Origin of the sequence: Acinetobacter sp. HZNU-JH01 (assembly GCF_037996845.1) — a bacterium.
In the GTDB taxonomy this organism is placed as follows: domain Bacteria; phylum Pseudomonadota; class Gammaproteobacteria; order Pseudomonadales; family Moraxellaceae; genus Acinetobacter; species Acinetobacter haemolyticus.
The window spans coordinates 3,024,548-3,043,248 of sequence record NZ_JBBMZX010000001.1; the positions used below are offsets into that span (position 1 = coordinate 3,024,548).

17 protein-coding genes are annotated in these 18,701 nt (G+C 39.9%); 8 read left to right on the top strand and 9 right to left on the bottom strand.

The window, feature by feature from the left end:
* Positions 1-185 precede the first annotated feature (185 nt).
* The 5 genes from AAC851_RS14285 (at position 186) to proB (ending at position 5,755) form a co-directional block, all read left to right on the top strand.
* Positions 186-1,643, top strand: a complete 1,458-nt coding sequence (locus AAC851_RS14285; RefSeq protein ID WP_100833853.1) for a glyceraldehyde-3-phosphate dehydrogenase — start codon at positions 186-188, stop codon at positions 1,641-1,643.
* Positions 1,644-1,781: 138 nt separating this feature from the next.
* Positions 1,782-2,525: a hypothetical protein gene (locus AAC851_RS14290; RefSeq protein WP_005084603.1), complete on the top strand. Its 744-nt coding sequence runs from the start codon at positions 1,782-1,784 to the stop codon at positions 2,523-2,525.
* 5 nt (positions 2,526-2,530) lie between these two features.
* On the top strand, positions 2,531-3,205 hold the full coding sequence (locus AAC851_RS14295) for a hypothetical protein (protein WP_171456277.1): 675 nt from the start codon (positions 2,531-2,533) through the stop codon (positions 3,203-3,205).
* Between the two features lie 116 nt (positions 3,206-3,321).
* Entirely contained in the window at positions 3,322-4,542 is a 1,221-nt protein-coding gene (cgtA, locus tag AAC851_RS14300; protein ID WP_100833851.1) for an Obg family GTPase CgtA, read from the top strand.
* A 79-nt stretch (positions 4,543-4,621) separates the two neighbouring features.
* Positions 4,622-5,755, top strand: a complete 1,134-nt coding sequence (gene proB / locus AAC851_RS14305; RefSeq protein WP_004639988.1) for a glutamate 5-kinase — start codon at positions 4,622-4,624, stop codon at positions 5,753-5,755.
* Between the two features lie 72 nt (positions 5,756-5,827).
* Here the strand turns inward: proB and AAC851_RS14310 are convergent, their stop codons facing one another.
* From AAC851_RS14310 to AAC851_RS14330, 5 genes are all read right to left on the bottom strand, one after another.
* Positions 5,828-7,465, bottom strand: a complete 1,638-nt coding sequence (locus AAC851_RS14310) for an ABC transporter permease (protein WP_100833850.1) — start codon at positions 7,463-7,465, stop codon at positions 5,828-5,830.
* A 92-nt stretch (positions 7,466-7,557) separates the two neighbouring features.
* Positions 7,558-8,574: an extracellular solute-binding protein gene (locus AAC851_RS14315; protein ID WP_100833849.1), complete on the bottom strand. Its 1,017-nt coding sequence runs from the start codon at positions 8,572-8,574 to the stop codon at positions 7,558-7,560.
* 24 nt (positions 8,575-8,598) lie between these two features.
* Positions 8,599-9,720 carry an ABC transporter ATP-binding protein gene (locus tag AAC851_RS14320; RefSeq protein ID WP_100833848.1) on the bottom strand — a complete coding sequence of 374 codons (1,122 nt, stop codon included), beginning with the start codon at positions 9,718-9,720 and terminating at the stop codon, positions 8,599-8,601.
* A 51-nt stretch (positions 9,721-9,771) separates the two neighbouring features.
* Complete coding sequence (locus AAC851_RS14325; protein WP_340600986.1) at positions 9,772-10,464, bottom strand: HAD-IB family hydrolase; 693 nt, start codon at positions 10,462-10,464, stop codon at positions 9,772-9,774.
* Positions 10,431-11,639 carry a DUF1615 domain-containing protein gene (locus AAC851_RS14330; protein ID WP_100833846.1) on the bottom strand — a complete coding sequence of 403 codons (1,209 nt, stop codon included), beginning with the start codon at positions 11,637-11,639 and terminating at the stop codon, positions 10,431-10,433. The genes AAC851_RS14325 and AAC851_RS14330 overlap by 34 nt, the downstream gene beginning before the upstream one ends.
* Before the next feature lie 82 nt (positions 11,640-11,721).
* Here AAC851_RS14330 and dusB point away from each other — a divergent pair, with 82 nt between their 5' ends.
* Entirely contained in the window at positions 11,722-12,747 is a 1,026-nt protein-coding gene (dusB, locus tag AAC851_RS14335) for a tRNA dihydrouridine synthase DusB (RefSeq protein WP_008942046.1), read from the top strand.
* Positions 12,748-12,803: 56 nt separating this feature from the next.
* Here dusB and oxyR read toward each other — a convergent pair whose 3' ends face one another.
* The 4 genes from oxyR to rubA all read right to left on the bottom strand — a co-directional run bounded on the left by oxyR (position 12,804) and on the right by rubA (position 16,170).
* Positions 12,804-13,709 (bottom strand): LysR family transcriptional regulator OxyR, encoded by a 906-nt coding sequence (oxyR, locus tag AAC851_RS14340; RefSeq protein WP_004639978.1) that lies wholly within the window; start codon positions 13,707-13,709, stop codon positions 12,804-12,806.
* Positions 13,710-13,715: 6 nt separating this feature from the next.
* Positions 13,716-14,660 carry an alpha/beta fold hydrolase gene (locus AAC851_RS14345; protein WP_004639976.1) on the bottom strand — a complete coding sequence of 315 codons (945 nt, stop codon included), beginning with the start codon at positions 14,658-14,660 and terminating at the stop codon, positions 13,716-13,718.
* Between the two features lie 87 nt (positions 14,661-14,747).
* Positions 14,748-15,929, bottom strand: coding sequence for a rubredoxin reductase RubB (gene rubB / locus AAC851_RS14350; protein ID WP_100833845.1), 1,182 nt, complete (start codon positions 15,927-15,929; stop codon positions 14,748-14,750).
* Between the two features lie 76 nt (positions 15,930-16,005).
* The gene (gene rubA, locus AAC851_RS14355) at positions 16,006-16,170 is read right to left on the bottom strand and encodes a rubredoxin RubA (protein ID WP_000760495.1); all 165 of its coding nucleotides are present in this window, start codon (positions 16,168-16,170) and stop codon (positions 16,006-16,008) included.
* A 352-nt stretch (positions 16,171-16,522) separates the two neighbouring features.
* On the opposite strand from rubA, the gene AAC851_RS14360 reads away from it, so the two are divergent.
* Together AAC851_RS14360 and lysS are read left to right on the top strand one after the other, a co-directional pair.
* Positions 16,523-16,960, top strand: coding sequence for an SRPBCC family protein (locus AAC851_RS14360; protein ID WP_005084625.1), 438 nt, complete (start codon positions 16,523-16,525; stop codon positions 16,958-16,960).
* Positions 16,961-17,120: 160 nt separating this feature from the next.
* The gene (lysS, locus tag AAC851_RS14365) at positions 17,121-18,647 is read left to right on the top strand and encodes a lysine--tRNA ligase (RefSeq protein ID WP_008942041.1); all 1,527 of its coding nucleotides are present in this window, start codon (positions 17,121-17,123) and stop codon (positions 18,645-18,647) included.
* Positions 18,648-18,701: the final 54 nt, after the last annotated feature.

The window sequence follows — 18,701 nt, forward strand, 5'->3', positions numbered from 1 at the left end:
ATAGAGAAAGATTTTTAACCAAAATCACAAAAATAATTATAGGTATTTTATGAATTTATAGTCAATTGGGACAAAATCTTAGCTCGTTTAGCAGCTTTTGATTCAATCTTGATGATAATTCCATTACAATTATGGCGTTTTAAAATTTCACGCCCAGTATAGATATTAAATTAGAGGACGTAACTGTGAGCAAAGACACTATCGTTGCCCTACATGCAGAACACCAAGGTCGTTGGAAAAATCGTGAGGAAATCGCGGAACGTATGATTGCCTTGATTGGTCAATTGTACCGTGAGAAAAATATTGTTGTTTCTGTTTACGGACGTTCTTTAATTAACCGTTCAGTAATCCAAATCTTAAAATCACATCGCCGCACACGTATGCTTGATGTTGAGCTTTCAGTTGTAAATACCTTCCCAATCTTGGAAGCGTTAATGAAAGTAGAAAACATTGGTTCTGCGGAAGTTGATATCGGTAAACTCGCGGTTGAATATAAAAATGAAGGCGGTGATGTAGACGCTTTTGTTGCTAAAGCTGTTGCTTCGATTCAAGGTAAGGCAACTGAGGTTGAGTCTAAAGATGTAGTTCTTTACGGGTTTGGTCGTATTGGTCGTATCTTGGCTCGTTTAATCATTAGCCAATCAGGTTTAGGTCGTGGTTTAAGCCTTAAAGCAATTGTTGTACGGAAGTCTTCTGACGGTGATTTGGCGAAACGTGCTTCTTTATTACGTCGTGACTCTATTCACGGTACTTTTGCTGGTACAATTTCTGTTGATGAAGAAAACGAAGCAATCATTGCTAACGGTAACTTCATTAAAGTGATTTATGCATCTAGCCCAAGTGAAGTTGACTATACAGAATACGGTATTGAAAACGCACTTTTAATCGACAACACTGGTAAATGGCGTGATGCTGAAGGTCTAAGCCAACACTTGAAATGCCCAGGTGTTGCACGCGTAGTGTTAACAGCACCAAGTAAAGGTGAAATGAAAAACGTTGTTTACGGTGTAAACAATACTGACATCTTGGATGAAGACAAAATCATCTCTGCTGCTAGCTGTACAACAAATGCAATTACACCTGTATTAAAAGTTTTAGACGATAAATACAAAGTATTAAATGGTCACGTGGAAACTGTTCACTCGTTCACAAATGATCAAAACTTGATTGATAACTACCATAAAGCAGATCGCCGTGGTCGTGCTGCAACACTGAACATGGTAATTACTGAAACTGGTGCAGCGAAAGCAGTTGCTAAAGCATTGCCTGCACTTAAAGGTAAGTTAACAGGTAATTCTGTACGTGTTCCAACACCTAACGTTTCTCTTGCAATCTTGAACTTGAACTTAGAGAAAGAAGTTGATCGTGAAGAAGTGAACGAATACATTCGTCAAATCTCAATCAACTCTAACTTACAAGGTCAAATTGGCTATACCAACTCATCTGAAGTGGTATCGAGTGACTTCATTGGTTCGCGTACTGCGGGCGTATTTGATGCGCAAGCAACCATTACTTCTGGTACACGTTTAACTGCTTATGTTTGGTACGACAATGAAGTAGGTTATAGCTGCCAAGTATTGCGTATCGCTGAACAAATGTGTGGTGTGAGCTATACAAAAGTTCCAGCTGAAACAAATGCATAATATTTGTTAGTAAAGCTATACAAAAAAAGCCCAGTTCCCACTGGGCTTTTTTATTGACTGTACAGAATCTATGCAGATTAAAACAAAAAAATCGAAGAGAATAACGACAAAGGGAAAGATTTGGTTAGGAATACTTCATTGTTGCAGTTTAGACGTTTGTTTGCAGTTTTTGCTTTGATAGTTGTTGCCAACTTGTGTGGCGTTTATATCGCAATGTGGGTGTTTAAGCATTTCAATATTTACATTCCATTAAAAGATCAAAAAGTTGCGATTGATTTACAAGAACCGTTACAGGTTCGAGTCAAAGTGAAGGAAGCACTGGATGTTGAAGTAAATGGTCGTGTTGATGCAAAAATTCCAATTAACGAACAACTTAGTGTGCCTTTAACTCAAACATTAACTCCCCGTGTTTACTTTGATAGTCAGGTCCCAATCAGCACGATTATTCCTGTTCAGGAAATTATAAAGGTTCATCAAGAACTCCCAATCGATACCAAAGTTCAAGTAAAGATTCTTGGTAGAGACGTCACGTTACCTTTAAAAGGTTCTATTCCACTACAGCTTGATGTGCCGATTGATATCAAAGTGCCGCTACAACAAAAAGTGCACTTAAAGTTTGATGCGCCTGTAAAAACAGTATTGAAAGAAAATCTAAATATTCCATTGAAGACACAGCTCAATGCCAATATTCCTGTACAAGGCAAGCTGAATGTTCCAATCACTTCTGACTTGAATGCAGCTGTAGATGTCAAAAATACCTTACCTGTCAAAATCGCAGAAGGTGAACTCAAGATTCCGCTATCAAGTATGTATCTGGATCGCGTTGTTTCTACAACGAGTGAAAAGACACCTCATAAAACAGAAATAAAAGTAGGTGAATGAGTCAGATGCTTAAAACATACAAAAGCGCCTTTATTAGTTTTGTGATTTTGACCACATTGGTCGCAATCTTGTTTTGGTTTTATTTGAATATTCAAGCATCGGTCATGGTTTCAGCACAGCAGGCGGATATACGTTTGCCCGAATCTTTAGCCACTCAGATCCAGGTTGGGCAGCATTTACAAGTAAGATCCAAAGGTGAGTTAAACACGGATCTACTCATTGATCGTACTTTAGAGCTGCCATTGCAAGGCAAATATTTAGCAGATTTAAGTTTTGAAGTTGAAACGCCAATTACAGTGGATATTGATTATCAAACAATGCTTAAAGTAGATGAGGTCATGCCGATAGAGACCACCACTGATCTCATTTATCAGAATAAGTTACTGCCTAAATTCCCTTTAAGTCTAAATATACCCGTAAAGCTGGACATACCGTTTGAACTCAAACGAAGTTATACCGTTCCCGTCACAATCGTGTTTGAAGGACCTGTACATTTTGCATTTAATGAGTCTATTCATTTGCCGGTGAAGCATCAGTTCTATCCACGTTTAAATATCAATGATGAGATCAATATGAGTTCGATTTCATCGTTCAATGCAATCATGTTTAACTCAGTGCAAGACACAAAAGCAAATTTAGAAATGCAAATGGACCTGCCATTAAGAAATGTAAGACCTTAAAGCCAATAAAATCTGTTTTTTTTAAAGCCAAAATCCTATTTGCTGATTTTTCTATTCGAGAATTTTATTAAAATGTGGCAAAATAGCCCGTTTTAAAGAATTTAGAGGATTGGCACATGCGCTTTGTTGATGAAGCAGTCATAACCGTAGAGGCTGGCGACGGTGGCAATGGCGTAGCCAGTTTTCGCCGTGAAAAATTTGTCCCTTTTGGTGGTCCAGATGGTGGAGATGGGGGACGTGGCGGAAGTATTTACATCCAAGCTGATGATGATACCAGCACACTCGTAGATTACCGTTATACCCGCCGATATCGTGCAGAACGCGGTAAAAATGGTTCAGGTGCGAACTGTTCCGGTCGTGGTGGTGAAGATGTTATTTTAAAAGTGCCAGTGGGTACAACCATTGTTGATACTGAATCTGGCGACATTATTGGTGACTTGGTTGCTGATGGCCAACGTGTCAAAGTGGCCAATGGTGGTGATGGTGGTTTAGGCAATACACACTTTAAATCGTCAACCAACCGTGCACCACGTAAGTGTACTCATGGTATTAAAGGCGAATATCGCGAAGTCCGTCTAGAGTTAAAAGTACTTGCAGACGTTGGCTTATTGGGTATGCCGAATGCAGGTAAATCAACTTTTATCCGTGCAGTCAGTGCGGCAAAACCAAAAGTTGCTGATTATCCGTTTACAACCATGGTACCAAACTTAGGTGTTGTGGATGCAGATCGTCATCGCTCTTTTGTGATGGCCGATATTCCTGGATTGATTGAGGGTGCAGCGGAAGGTGCTGGTCTAGGGATTCGCTTCCTGAAGCATTTGGCGCGTACACGTATTCTTTTGCACATTGTTGATGTTCAGCCGATCGACGGATCTGATCCAGTACACAATGCCAGAGCGATTTTAGCTGAGTTAGAGAAATTCTCTCCAACATTGGCGAAGCTTCCTGTGGTGTTGGTGTTGAATAAATTAGATCAATTGCCAGAAGAGTCACGAGAAGAATGGTGTCAGCACATTCTTGATGAATTGCAATGGAAAGGTCCAGTATTTAAAACTTCTGGTCTTATGTCTGAAGGAACCAAGGAGGTTGTGTATTACCTCATGGATCAAATCGAGCAACAACGCGAGCGTGAAGTTGAAGATCCTGAGTACGCAGCAGAAGTTAAAGCATTCCGTGATCAGCTTGAAGCTGAAACACGTGAACAAACCATCGCAGCAAAAGAAGCTTATCGTGCATTGCGTAAGGCCCAGCGTGAAGCAGGCCTAGAAGATGACGAAGATGATTTTGACGATGAAGATGATGATGGCGGCGTAGAAAGCGTCTACGTTCGTGATTAATTAGACTGTTAAACTCCCTTTTAATTCCTGTTGTACAGCAATCGTCGCTGTGCAACAGGAAAAATAATTTGAGGAAAAAATGATAGAAGTGGTCGATGGGCAACGTCAGCTCAATGCGTGTAAACGAATCGTTGTTAAAATCGGATCATCTTTACTGACTGCAAATGGGCAAGGTTTAGATTTACAGGCAATTTCGCATTGGGCGAAACAAATTGCAGATCTACACAATGCTGGACATGAAATTATTTTGGTGTCCTCTGGTGCAGTAGCAGAAGGGATGGTACGCATGAAACTTGCGAGTCGACCCACTGATTTACCCAGTTTGCAGGCTTGTGCTGCGATCGGTCAAATGGGCTTGATTCATACATGGTCAAGTGTATTAGATCAACATGGCATCCGCACTGCTCAGGTTCTTTTGACTCATGATGATCTTGCTGATCGCCGTCGTTATCTCAACTCATGCGATGCATTGCAAAACTTGATTGATTGGCGAGTGATTCCTGTCATCAATGAAAATGATACGGTTTCTACAGATGAAATCCGTTTCGGCGACAATGATACTTTAGCTGCAATGGTTGCGGGTCAGGTGCAAGCTGATTTGTTGATTATTTTAACGGATCAACAAGGCATGTTTGACTCAGATCCACGCAACAATCCAAATGCCAAACTGTTTTCTTCTGTTCGCGCACTTGATGATCGCTTGTTTGAAATGGCAGGTGGTGGTGGCGTGTTAGGACGTGGCGGTATGGTGACAAAAGTTCGTGCTGCTCGTTTAGCTGCTCGTTCTGGTTGTCCAACATTGATTGCAAGTGGTGAAAGTGAAAATGTACTCGCTCGTTTAATGTCGGGTGAGATGATGGGAACGTTATTTACCACTGACAATGATCGTGTTACCGCACACCAAAAATGGTTAGCGGCTCATCTACAAACTGCTGGACGTTTGGTCATCGATGATGGTGCTGTAGAAGCGATTAAACTGAAACATCGTAGTTTATTACCCGTGGGCGTGAAAGCGATAGAAGGGCATTTTGATCGCGGTGATGTGGTTGAGTGTGTGGATAAAAAAGGACAACGTATCGCAGTTGGACGTGTCAATTTTAGTTCACGCTCTGCTGATCTTGTTAAAGGATTGTCGTCAGATAAAGTCCATCAGGTCTTAGGTGAAGCACGTTCCTTGGAAATGATTCATCGTAATCACATGGCAATTTATTAAGATTTGAACGTTTCAATTGCAATAAAAAAGACTTCTGATTAGAAGTCTTTTTTATGTCTGGAGTCGTGAAGATTATTTTTGTTGTTGCATATTTTTACCCATGCGTGCCAGTAAAATAACAGGAATTAGTCCAACCAAGACAATTAGTAACGCTGCAATTGCTCCATCTTCATAAGTTCCTCTGGAGGCTTCAGCATAAAGTTGTGTTGCCAGTGTTTCCATGTTGAGTGGCCGAAGTAACAGGGTAGCAGGTAGCTCTTTCATACAATCCACAAAAATGAGCAAAGCTGCTGAAATAATGGCAGGACGTAATAGCGGTAAATGCACACGCCATAAAATAGAAAAACGATTTTGCCCTAAATTACGTGCAGCATCATCAAACACACCATGAATACGATTATAACCTGATTCTATCCCACCGATTGCAATAGCAAGAAAGCGGACACAATATGCATAGACTAAAGTAAATGTGGTACCTAGGAATAATAATCCCGTATGAATCCCAAGTTTAAACTCCAAAAAGTCTGCAACCGCATGGTCAATTTTTCCTAATGACAGCATAAGCCCAATGGCGAGTACTGTCCCTGGAATAGCATAACCTAAGCTAGAAATACGGCTGAACCATGTATTTTGACTAAATCTTGCCGCGCTCACGATTAAGAATCCAATAAAAATCGTGATTACTGTAGCGATGCTGGCCAAACTTAGTGTATTGATTGAGGCTTGTAGTAAATAATCAGAAAAGCCTGCATATTGAAGACGCTTATATGATTCGACCAATAAATGGCTAATCGGAATAAGAAAGCCAATACAGATTGGAATTAGACCTAAGCCTAAAAATAACCATGCTTTGCCTCCTGTGACTTTTTGTGCAGGCATGAGTCGGCTACGTTGAGCGGAATTCATATAGCGTTGTTTTCGTCGGCCAAGTCGTTCTACGATCACCAGTAAGGTGATGATCATAAGCATGAAAATAGCGATTTGTGCAGCGCTGGCTAAGTCTGATTGATTTGTCCATGTGGAGTAGATGGAGAGAGTCAGTGTTTTAACCCCTAAAAACTCAGTCGCACCAATATCATTAATGGTTTCCATAAGCGCCAAACTTGCACCAACAGCAATTGCTGGGCGAGCAAGGGGAATTGCGACACGTAGAAAAACTTGGTTTGGTTTTAAGCCTAAACTACGTGCAACTTCAATTAGACTGGCTGATTGCATCAGAAACATGGCACGAGTGCTTAAATAAACATATGGATACAGCACAAAGCTTAAGAGGAAAATACATCCCCAAACAGAACGAATATTTGGAAACCACCAAGGCTGTGCTTCCCAACCAAACCAAGTGCCTAGTACGCTTTGAATCGGGCCAATGGGATGCAAAATATCAATATAACTATAAGCAATAATATAGGTTGGTACAGCAAGAGGGAGTAATAGTGCCCAGTCTAAAAAAGCACGCCCACGAAATTGGTAAGCGGTTACAAGCCAAGCGCTACCAGTACCGATCAGGATCGTCAGTATCCCAACCCCAAATAAAAGTATTGTTGTATCAATCAGCGTGGCAGGGAGCACATAGCGCAGTAAATGCCCCCAAATATCACTATTACCTTGTAAGGCTGTCCAGATTAAGGCCAATACGGGTAGGCAAGCCAGTAGTGTTAAGATACCACTAAGCGAAAACAGTAAACGAGGTGTGTCTTTCTTTTTGATCATCGAGTGTATAGAGGGACTGAGTGAGAGAAAGGCAAAACAATTGAGCGAGCAGGTGATAAAACGAGATTATCACCTGTCAAACACAATAAGGCTTAGTGATTAAACTGAACTTTATCCACTAAAAGATTAGCTGCTTTACGATGACGTGCGATATCGCTTAAACGAATTTTATCCACCTCAAGCTTACCAAAGCTGGCAATAATTGGATCAATCTTAACGCCTGGTTTTACTGGGTATTCAAAACCACTTTGCGCATAAATAGCTTGAGCATGATCAGAAGCTAAGAACTCAAGTAATTGAACAGCCTCTTTAGGGTTAGGCGCGTATTTAGCGACAGCAGCTCCTGAGACATTGACATGTGTACCGCCATTTTTAAAGCGCGGTAATACGACATTGATGGCATTGCCCCAGCGTTGTTGTTCAGCATCACCTGTACGCATCGTGCCTACATAATAGGTATTGGCTACACCAATGTCACAAATTTTACCAAGAATATCGCGTGCAACATCACGGTCACCACCACTGGCTGGTCGTGCCAAATTCGCTTTTACGCCACGTAACCATTGCTCAGTCGCTTTTTCACCGTGATGGGTAATATAAGCTGCAATTAAACTGGTGTTATATGCATGACTACCTGAACGAATACAGATTTTTCCTTTCCATTTTGGATCAGCTAAATCTTCATAATTGATTGCAGTTAAAGGCGTGCGTTCTTTAGATGCATAAACAGCACGTGCGCGCATTGATAATGCATACCAGTGACCATTTGCCGCACGTAAGTTTCCAGGAATAGCAGTATTCAGGACCTTTGAGTTAATACGTTGAGTTAACCCACCTTCAACTAAATCAACTAAATTACCAAAATCAACAGTCAGCATCACATCAGCAGGCGAACGTCGTCCTTCCGCTTTTACTCGCTCAAGTAATCCATCTTTGATAAAAACAGTATTTACTTTAACGCCTGTTTTTTCACTAAATTCTTGTAAAAGTGGTTGAATTAAAACAGGTTCTCTAGTGGTATATAGGTTTACTTGAGCGGCATTAGCCCAGCTACTTCCTAATGCCACTAGTCCAGCTAAAGCAATATGAAGCTTTGACAGTTGTTTCATTTATTTCATCCCTAATCACAAAGTTTAAACATTGAACGTTTGTTTGGTGCGAATATTTTCGATCGGTGTTTGATCATCTAAAGCGTAGAAGAAGCATGTTGCCAAATCTACGCTGACATACACTTGTTGGCCTTCACTAAAATTCTGTTGATAATCAACCTGAGCCAATAAGGTCGTGGTTCCTGTATCTAGTTGTAAGCGTAATTGTTGAGTATGTCCCATAAAGCTTGAAGAAATAACCTTTGCAGCCAATCTATGTTCAGCAGTTTCTTTAAAAATATGGATTTGATGTGGACGGAAACAACATTGGATCGGCTGCTGAGTTTGCTCTAAGTGCTGAGGCGTAGGGCATGATCCAAAAATTGTTGTCAGTTGATTATCTTGATGTTGTACTGGTATTTCATTTAATGCAGAAAAATAACGTGCCGCAAATAGGGTTTTAGGCTGTAAATAAAGTTGTTTAGGCGTCCCAATCTGAATAATTTTACCTTGATGCATCAAAATGATTTGATCAGCAATTTGTAAGGCTTCTTCAGGATCATGGGTCACAATAACTGTTGTAGTTGCTGTTTTTTTTAAGATTTCGATAGTGCTTTGGCGGATGTGGTCACGTAAACGGTGGTCTAAATTTGAAAAGGGTTCATCCATCAGTAAGACTTGTGGTTTAGGCGCTAATGCACGTGCCAGAGCTACGCGTTGTTGCTCTCCACCTGATAAGGTGTAGGGATAGCTATGTTGGTGATGATGCATTGATACATGTTGTAGTGCTTGTTCTGCAATCGTTTGTCGCTGTTGTTTTGGTAATTTTCTTAAACCAAACATGACGTTTTCCAACACACTTAGGTGAGGGAACAGCGCATAATCCTGAAACACTAAGCCAATATTTCGCTCTTCTGCCGGCACTTGTTGTTGTGCATTCCATAAAATGTCTTGTTCAAGTTGAATTGAACCACTGCTAGGCGTTTCTAAACCCGCAATCAACCGTAGCATCGTCGTTTTGCCACAACCTGAATGTCCGAGTAAACAGATAATCTGTCCGCGAGTAGCAGACCATGTTGCCTGATTGACCGCAAATCGAGCTCCATATTGCTTGCTCAATTGTTGGATGGTTAAGACATTGGCCTGAGGTGCAGTATGAGCATTCATGGTCAATTCACAGTACAATTTATTTGAGCAAATAATAACTAATAATTCTTCTCATGTAGAGTCTTTTTCTAATTTCTTTTGCGGTTGCTTTTCATCAACATGTTGTGGATGTATAACGTGTGGAAGTGTTAAATCTTGTCCAACCATGTAAGCGTGATCTGTCAAGCTGAACATTTCAAGATCTTCATGGCTATTACCATAGGCATAAACTTGATGGTACTCATTCAGATTGTATTGTTGCAGTACTCTAATTTTTTTCTGTTCACAGCTACAATCCAAAGACTGGTAATGGCCAGAGAGTGTGCCATTAACAATTTCTGTTTCTGTACAAATCAATTCGATATTTAATAATTCACAGATCGGCGCTAAATATAAGTCAATTGAAGCGGAAACAAGCACAACATGATCGCCACGTTGTTGGTGTAAATAAAGTTGTTGAAGTAGATCTGGATCTAATTCTTTAATAATTTGTTGTGCATAATTGATTGCGATACTTTGTATTTGCTTCGCTGTCATGCCTTTAAACATCGTTTGAAATAATCGAGGTCTCATCGCATGTGCAGGATATAGACCTAGATAGTAGGCCTGAATCCAAGGAAGGATTTTCAAGCCTTTTAAAATAACATGATGTTTCGGGAGGGCGAAAAAAATAAATCGGGTAAAACTGTCTTTGGGATAAAGCGTGACATCAAAATCAAATAAAGCAAGATTTACAGTTTTAGTTGTTTTGCTCTTTGCATACATGTTTCATATCGTCCATTTACACGGCTTGCAAACCAATTGGTATTATAATCACGGCTCAACTTTGGACCAGAAATTACGACTTGAGGCATAATCGCATATTTTGCATCCTTACCTGTTTTGCTTTGATATAAATTTTGTAGCGCTGTATAAGTCTGTGTATTTTCGAATTTCTTTGATTTCTCTTTTTTTAAGTCACTACGAATTTGACGTGGAGTAACTAAAACCCCATTTTCAGCAAATACTGAAATCAAAGCTTTTTCGGTTTGGCTTTGAGTCGCACGAACATTACCTTCTTTATTATAGATAAGTAGGTCGCCGTCTAAATCAATTTCAATATCAGTTAATGCGTCTAACATGCTTTGAAATGCTGCATTACGGCTGGAATACATGCCAGAATTATAGTCAGCAAAGCGATAAATTGCGCGATCATAATCTGCAGGATAAACCATTAAACGATGGATGCCATAATATAGGCCACCGTATTGGGTATAGAGATCATTGCGTAATTCTGCAGTGCTCATACCGATACGTTTATGTTCTTTGGCATAATTAATATGAACTTGCATCGATCCTAGGGTGGTAATCGGATTCATTTTCTCACTAATATCTTGGCCTACAAGTTTTGCAGCGCCAGTTAAAGCACTAATATGGTAATGCTTCGCCATGTAATCAAAAATTTCACGATAAAGTAGATCAAGCTCACGTTCTGTTTTAACTCTACGCATTTGGCGCATATAGTTGTCTTCAGGAGAGGGTTGATTTTTTAGGACTTCCTCGAAGTAACCTGCGACGGTACCACCGATTGTCTCCCCAAGTTTTGCTTCGAATTTTTCATTTAACCGCGTATTAATTTCCTGAACTGCTTTTTCACCTAAACCAGCGACTTGTGGGTCTGCAACAAAGTTTGACTCTTGATCCACCACGGCAACAATCGTGCATACATTCTGTTTAGATTGAGGGATATTAAGTTCTTGCATAATGTCATGAATATCTTGTGCCCAAGCGTCACGATCACGTACACGTGCTGGAATCACACTTTTAATCTGATCTGCTTTCAGTACAGGTTCCTTATCATTTGCCCACCATGCAAAATCACCACAAGCGGTGAGACTGGCACAGCTGATGATTAGGCTAAGTGTTTTTAATAGCGGACGAGATGAGTATGATTTGTTCATGATCAGGACAACACCACATAAAAAGATGAGTCGAATGGGCGAATGAAGTATACTATGGCGATCAGAAATTGTAAGAAAATATATGTATATTGGTTCATATCAACTGTCAAATAATTTGATCGTTGCTCCGATGGCAGGGGTTACAGACCGACCATTTCGAACATTGTGTAAATACTTTGGTGCTGGGCACGCGGTTAGTGAAATGATGACCGCTGATAAAACCTTGCGTATGAGCAAAAAGAGTCTGTATCGTGCAAATTTTGATGGTGAATTAGCACCAATTTCAGCACAAATAGCGGGTTCTGATCCTGAGCAATTGGCTGAGGCTGCACGCTATCAAGTTGCCAATGGGGCGCAAATTGTTGATATCAATATGGGCTGCCCTGCAAAGAAGGTTTGTAACAAACTGGCGGGTTCTGCTTTGTTGCAAGATGAAGATCTGGTTGCACGTATTTTGGATACAGTCGTTGCTGCTGTTGATGTTCCAGTAACATTAAAAACTCGTCTTGGTTTTTTAAATGGTCAAGAAAATATTTTGCGTGTGGCGAAACGAGCTGAAGAGGCGGGGATTGCTGCTTTGGCTCTGCATGGACGTACGCGTGAAGATATGTATTTAAATCATGCTCGCTATGAACTCATAAAACAGGTGAAACAACTCATCGGCATCCCAGTGATTGCGAATGGTGATATTGATAGTCCAGAAAAAGCAAAATATGTATTAGATTATACTGGCGCAGATGCCATTATGATTGGACGAGCAGCACAGGGGCGACCTTGGATTTTCAGAGAAATCGCGCATTACTTAAAAACAGGTGAGCATCTCGCTACGCCTGATATTTCTGAAGTTAAAGCTGTTTTATTGGGGCATTTGTCTGAACTTTATCAATTTTATGGTGAATATTCAGGTTGTCGTATTGCCCGTAAACATATTGCTTGGTACACCAAGGGTTTACGTTCAAGCAATGAGTTTCGACAAAATATGTATAAGGTTGAAAGTACCGCTGATCAGGCAAAAGTCGTTGAAGCCTATTTTGATCAATTACTTGATCTCGGTCAGCGAATGAGCGATGTACAAGTTGAACAAGTAAATTTGTTAGAGATTAAATAACCAGAATTTGCGTATTTGAAAAAGCCTGTAATTCGATTTGAATTACAGGCTTTTTATTATGCTAAATGAGCTGTAATTTTCTGCAAGATTTGCAAGATCACATCAAACTCACTTTGAAGTGGAGTGCTTTTGCGTGTCACTAAAGCTAAAGTACGACTTGGAGCATCTTCGATGGATTTAATAGAAATCGTTTCATTACCATTCAACATGCTATTTTTAATCGCAATTTCAGGTAAAAGTGTGAAACCTAAATCAGAAGATACCATTTCGACCAATGTTGGTAGTGAACTTGCTTTTAAGCGATGATCATTTTTGCGTTCACCAACAGGGCAGGCACTCAATGCATGATCACGTAAACAATGGCCTTCTTCAAGTAACATCAATCGTGACAGATCAAGATCATCTAAAGAGTTTGCATTGGCAGCATTGCTGTCATTTTTATTGTAAACCAGTGATAAATGCTCTTTTGCGATTTCAGCAACTTTTAAACCGCGTGTATCAAATGGCAGTGCAAGAACAATCATATCTAAATTGCCATGTTCCAGTTTTTCTACAATCTTTTCGCTTTGTGCTTCATGTAGATGGAGTTGAATTTTTGGCAATTGTTGATGCACTTCATCCAAGAGTTGCGTCAAGATAAAAGGTGCAATTGTTGGGATAATACCAAGATGCAGGTCACCTGTTAACGGCTCACTCATTTCTCGGCTTAAACGCATAAGATCTTGTGCATCAGCTAATAACACACGTGCACGAGCAACAACTTGTTCACCTAGAGGGGTTAAACGGACGTTTTGACGATCACGTTCAACTAAGACGCCACCTAGCAGACGCTCTAGTTCCATGATTCCCCCAGATAAAGTGGACTGGGTAACAAACGAACGGCGTGCTGCTTCAGTAAAATGTAATGTTTCTGACAACGTAACTAAATATGATAGCTGTCTTAATGAGGGTAATGCAGCCATAGTGTCCTAGTGTGATGATCTAAAATGATGAACAAACAAATCGCTAAGTTGCGGGATGAAATGTGCAGGAATATCATGCCCCATTCCATGAATTAATTCAAACTTAGCACCCGTAATTGCTTTTGCAACCGCTTTACCATGACTTGGTGGTAGTAAACGATCTTTTGAACCGTGCACAACCAAAGTGGGCTGAGTGGTATTCTTGTTCAATGGTAACAAAGAACCTGTACATAATATTGCTAAAAATTGTTGAAGTACACCCGCTGGATAAAAACTACGGCGATATAATTTTCGAATGGTTTGAATTGCTTCAACTTGATTCACATAACCAGGTGAACCAATAATTTGAAATACTCTTAGACTATGATTAACAATTGACTCTTCATCACGTGCTGGAGGCCTTCCCAATAAACTGAAAAGTTGTTTTGGATAAGGGAAAGGAAGGAAAGGTTGATTGTTACTCGTAAACAATAGTCCAACTTTTTCTACCTTTTCAGGGTATTTCGCCGCAACGATTTGAGAAATCATGCCGCCCATCGATGCACCTAGTAGATAGGTTTTTTCAATACCTAATTGGTCAATGAGCATGGCGACATCATCTGCCATATCATACAGTGTATAGGGCGCACCTTCATTGCCAAGCCCAAACATGAAACGTCCCATGAGTTTCATTGTATTGAGTCTTTTACCTTTATTTCTAATTTTTGAAGATAAACCAATATCACGATTATCAAAACGAATCACACGAAACCCTTGGTCAATCAGCGCTTTACAAAAGAAATCAGGCCAAAATAACATTTGTGCACCTAATCCCATGATGAGCAGAACTGTTGGATGTTCAGGGTTTCCGCCGATTTCAACATGGAGTTCGATACCATTGCCCAAACTTACTTTGGTCTCTTGCATAAACGCAGTATAAGGCGACACATTAAATTGAAGGGCACTGTTCATGCTGCTCGTTCCAAGTTGAATTATTTTTGTCGGTATTGAGTTTGTTGAAACCTCATTTTTCAACAAACTCGCTATATTTAATAAACCTTAATTTTGTGCAGGAATCAAGTCAGGCACAAGTTTGGTCAGTGTCAAACGCTGTTTTGCAGCTGTTGCACCTAAAAGTACAAAGCCTCTTAATGTGCCTTCTGCATCAACTGCTTTTGCTAACATTCCATCTTCAAAGTCTTCCATCTCCCAAGTCACATCAATATCTAATGGGGCAGGTAAAACAGTGAGTGGTGCTGCAGGAGTTTTTACTGCAACAGGCATCGCTGGATAGTGTACGGCAGTGTTTTGACCACTTAAAGTTTTAGCCAATGCTCGAGCTTGTTGCATGATTGGCATCACATAAGGAAGTAAAGTTCCGTTGACTTCAGCACAGTCACCAACCGCGTAGATATCTGCTTGATTGGTTTCTAATAAAGTATTGGTGATGACGCCACGACTTGTTTGAATCCCTGCTGATTTTGCTAGGGCTGTATTTGGTTGTAAACCAATTGCTGATAAAACGATATCCGCAACCAAGGTTTGTCCATTTGCAAGTGTTACAGCGTAATCTTCACCATCATTAATTTTGGTAATTTTTTCAACTGTTGTTGAAAGGACAAATTTAATTCCAGCTTGTTCTAAGTTGTTTTTGAATAAGTCTGCAACATGACTAGGCAATAAACGTCCCAATGGTTGTGGGGCAAGATCGATTACCGTAATATCATATTCGCTATGTAATAAATCATTGGCAAATTCACATCCAATCAAGCCTGCACCTAAAATAACAACGCGTTTATCTTTACGTTGAGCAAGGTTTTCACGGAAGTTGCGATAGTCGATTAATGAGTTAACGACATGAATATCATCACTGCCATCACCTGAAATAGCTAGACGGATTGGATTCGCACCGACTGCAAGGACAAGTTTAGAGTAGGGTTGCGTAATCGTTTCACCATTTTTTTCTAATACGATTTCATGTGCTTCGGAGTGAATTTCTTTGACCCACGTTTCTGCCTCGATACGCATATTGAGTTGAGTTGCCATTTTATTAGCATCGCCTAAAGCAATTTGCTCAGGTGCTTTATTGCCTGCGAAAGCATTGGATAATGTTGGTTTTGCATAATTTACCGCATCATCTCCACAGATCATAACAAGTTCTTGTTCTGGGCTCAGTTTGCGAAATTCACGAGCAACGGTATAACCTGCCATACCAGATCCGATGATGACGATAGGATGCATGAGATTCTCCAACATTTTTTATATAAAATTAAACTATAGAAAAAAAGACCATGTAAGCATGATCTTTTTGACAATCTTAGATTTCAATCATTTCAAAATCGGCTTTTGAAACACCGCAATCTGGGCAAGTCCAATCATCAGGAATATCTTCCCATTTAGTACCTGCTGCAATGCCGTCTTGTGGCCAACCTTCTGCTTCGTCGTAAATCCAACCACAAACGATACATTGATATTTTTTCATGTGACTCTCCAAACTGATAGGTATGCTCAAATTGCCTTTCAGTAAAACTGTTCCATAATGTCGCTACGATCGCTGCAATATAGTACTAACTTGTGTTGATCGGGAGTTAGATTTTTACGCAGAACGACATTTAAGTAAAGTAAATGCAAAAGTTTAATCATTTATTAAAAAAGAGATATGGCAATTCAAGCCGAAAGTCTTGTTATTTGAGCAATTACTCTAAATTTATTCGTGTCATTCTTCGTGAATGTAATTGAAAATATCGAAACGTATAAAATTGGTGTGAATAAAAAATAAACATTTGAACAAGCGGTATCATATTTTGAGTGTTAATTATTAGAGAATTAAACATATGGAAACCTTGGTATACAGCATAAAAATTCATGCCCCTCAACAAAAAGTATGGGATGTACTTTGGACTCTTGACAGTTATCAGGCTTGGACAAAATTCTTTTCACCCAGTTCAACGATGCAAAGTGATTGGAAGGTTGATGGTAAGACCTATTTCTTAGATGGAGAAGGCAATGGAATGATTTCGACTATTGCAAGCATTGAAGAACCGAAACAATTGATCTTTAAGCATCTCGGTATCATTCAAAATGGTCAAGAAGACTTAGAGAGTGATGAGGTAAAGTCATGGGCTGGAACTTTGGAAAAATATTTTCTGCTTGAATCTGGCGCAGATACTGAACTACATGTTGAAGTAGATGTGCAGCCTGAATACATTGAAATGATGGATAAAGGGTTTAAGCAAGGTTTGGAAGCGATTAAACAAATGTCAGAAAGTTAAGTAAAATGAGTGCATAGATCGGGGTGAAAATCTGAGTGAGAAAAGCAAGGAAAACTGATAATTATCTGCTTTTTTCATGAATGTCAGGTCGAAAAGATACGAAAATGTTTTACGATCTGCTATTCTATGTGCCTTTATTTTTACTTAAACCGAGGCAGAGATGACGCAACAAAACGCTCAATCGACTTCTGAACAGACACTTTCCGAAAACGATTTAATCGCACAGCGTCATGCCAAATTAAAGCAAATCCAAGAAACCGCTAAACAAACTGGCAAGAGCCCTTGGCCAAATACCTTTAAACGTGAACACTATACCGCAGATTTACAAGAACAATTTAAAGATCAAGACAAAGCACAAATCGAAGGTGCTGAAAAAGTTTATGTAAAAGTTGCGGGTCGTGTCATGCTCAATCGTGGATCATTTATTGTGATTCAGGATATGACAGGTCGTATCCAACTTTATGTTGATCGTAAAGGTTTACCAGCAGATGTTCTAGAGACAATTAAAAGTTTAGACCTTGGTGATATTATTGCAGCTGAAGGTTATATCGGGCGTTCTGGGAAAGGTGATTTATATGTGCACCTTGAAGCTTTTGAGTTGCTTACTAAATCGCTTCGTCCACTTCCAGATAAGTTTCATGGTTTAACCGATACTGAAGCGAAATATCGTAAACGTTACTTAGATTTGATCGTAAACGAAGAAACACGTAAGACTTTTGAGATTCGCGCAAAAGTAGTCGCAGGTATTCGTGCATTCTTAACCAATGAGCGTTTCATGGAAGTAGAAACACCGATGATGCATGTCATTCCAGGTGGTGCTTCTGCAAAACCATTTGTAACCCATCATAATGCGTTAGATATGGAACTCTATTTGCGTATTGCGCCTGAGTTGTACTTAAAACGTTTGGTTGTTGGTGGTTTTGAGCGTGTGTTTGAAATTAACCGTAACTTCCGCAACGAAGGGGTTTCAACGCGTCATAACCCTGAATTTACCATGATTGAGTTTTATCAAGCTTATGCAGATTATAAGGACTTGATGGAACTTACTGAAAACATGCTTGAGAAATTGGCCATTGATATTTTAGGTACAACTGATGTGCCTTATGGCGAAGAAGTTTATAGCTTCAAAGGTCCATTTAAGAAGATTTCAATGTTCGATGCTATTCTTGAGCATAACCCTGATTTCACACCTGAAAATGTCAATGATCGTGAATTCTTGGCGAAATTTACTCAAGATGTATTAAAAGAAAAAGTTAAGCCAGGTTTTGGTTTGGGTAAGTTGCAGACAATCGTATTTGAAGAAACAGTTGAGACGAAACTTCGCCAACCGACGTTCATCACAGAATATCCTGCGGAAACTTCACCACTTGCACGTCGTAATGATGATAATCCGCATATTACTGATCGTTTCGAGTTTTTTATTGGCGGTCGTGAGTTGGCGAATGGTTTCTCAGAGTTAAACGATCCAATTGATCAAGCTGAACGTTTCCAAGCACAAGTTGCAGAAAAGGATGCAGGTGATGATGAAGCAATGCATTACGATGCGGACTTTATTGAAGCGCTTGAATACGGTTTACCTCCAACAGCGGGTGAAGGGATTGGTATTGATCGTTTGGTGATGTTATTCGCTAATGCACCAAGTATCCGTGATGTGTTGTTATTCCCACATATGCGCCGTAAAGACTAATTTTCGAGTTATGCGGAACACCAAAGGCCACTTTTATAAGTGGTCTTTTTTGCA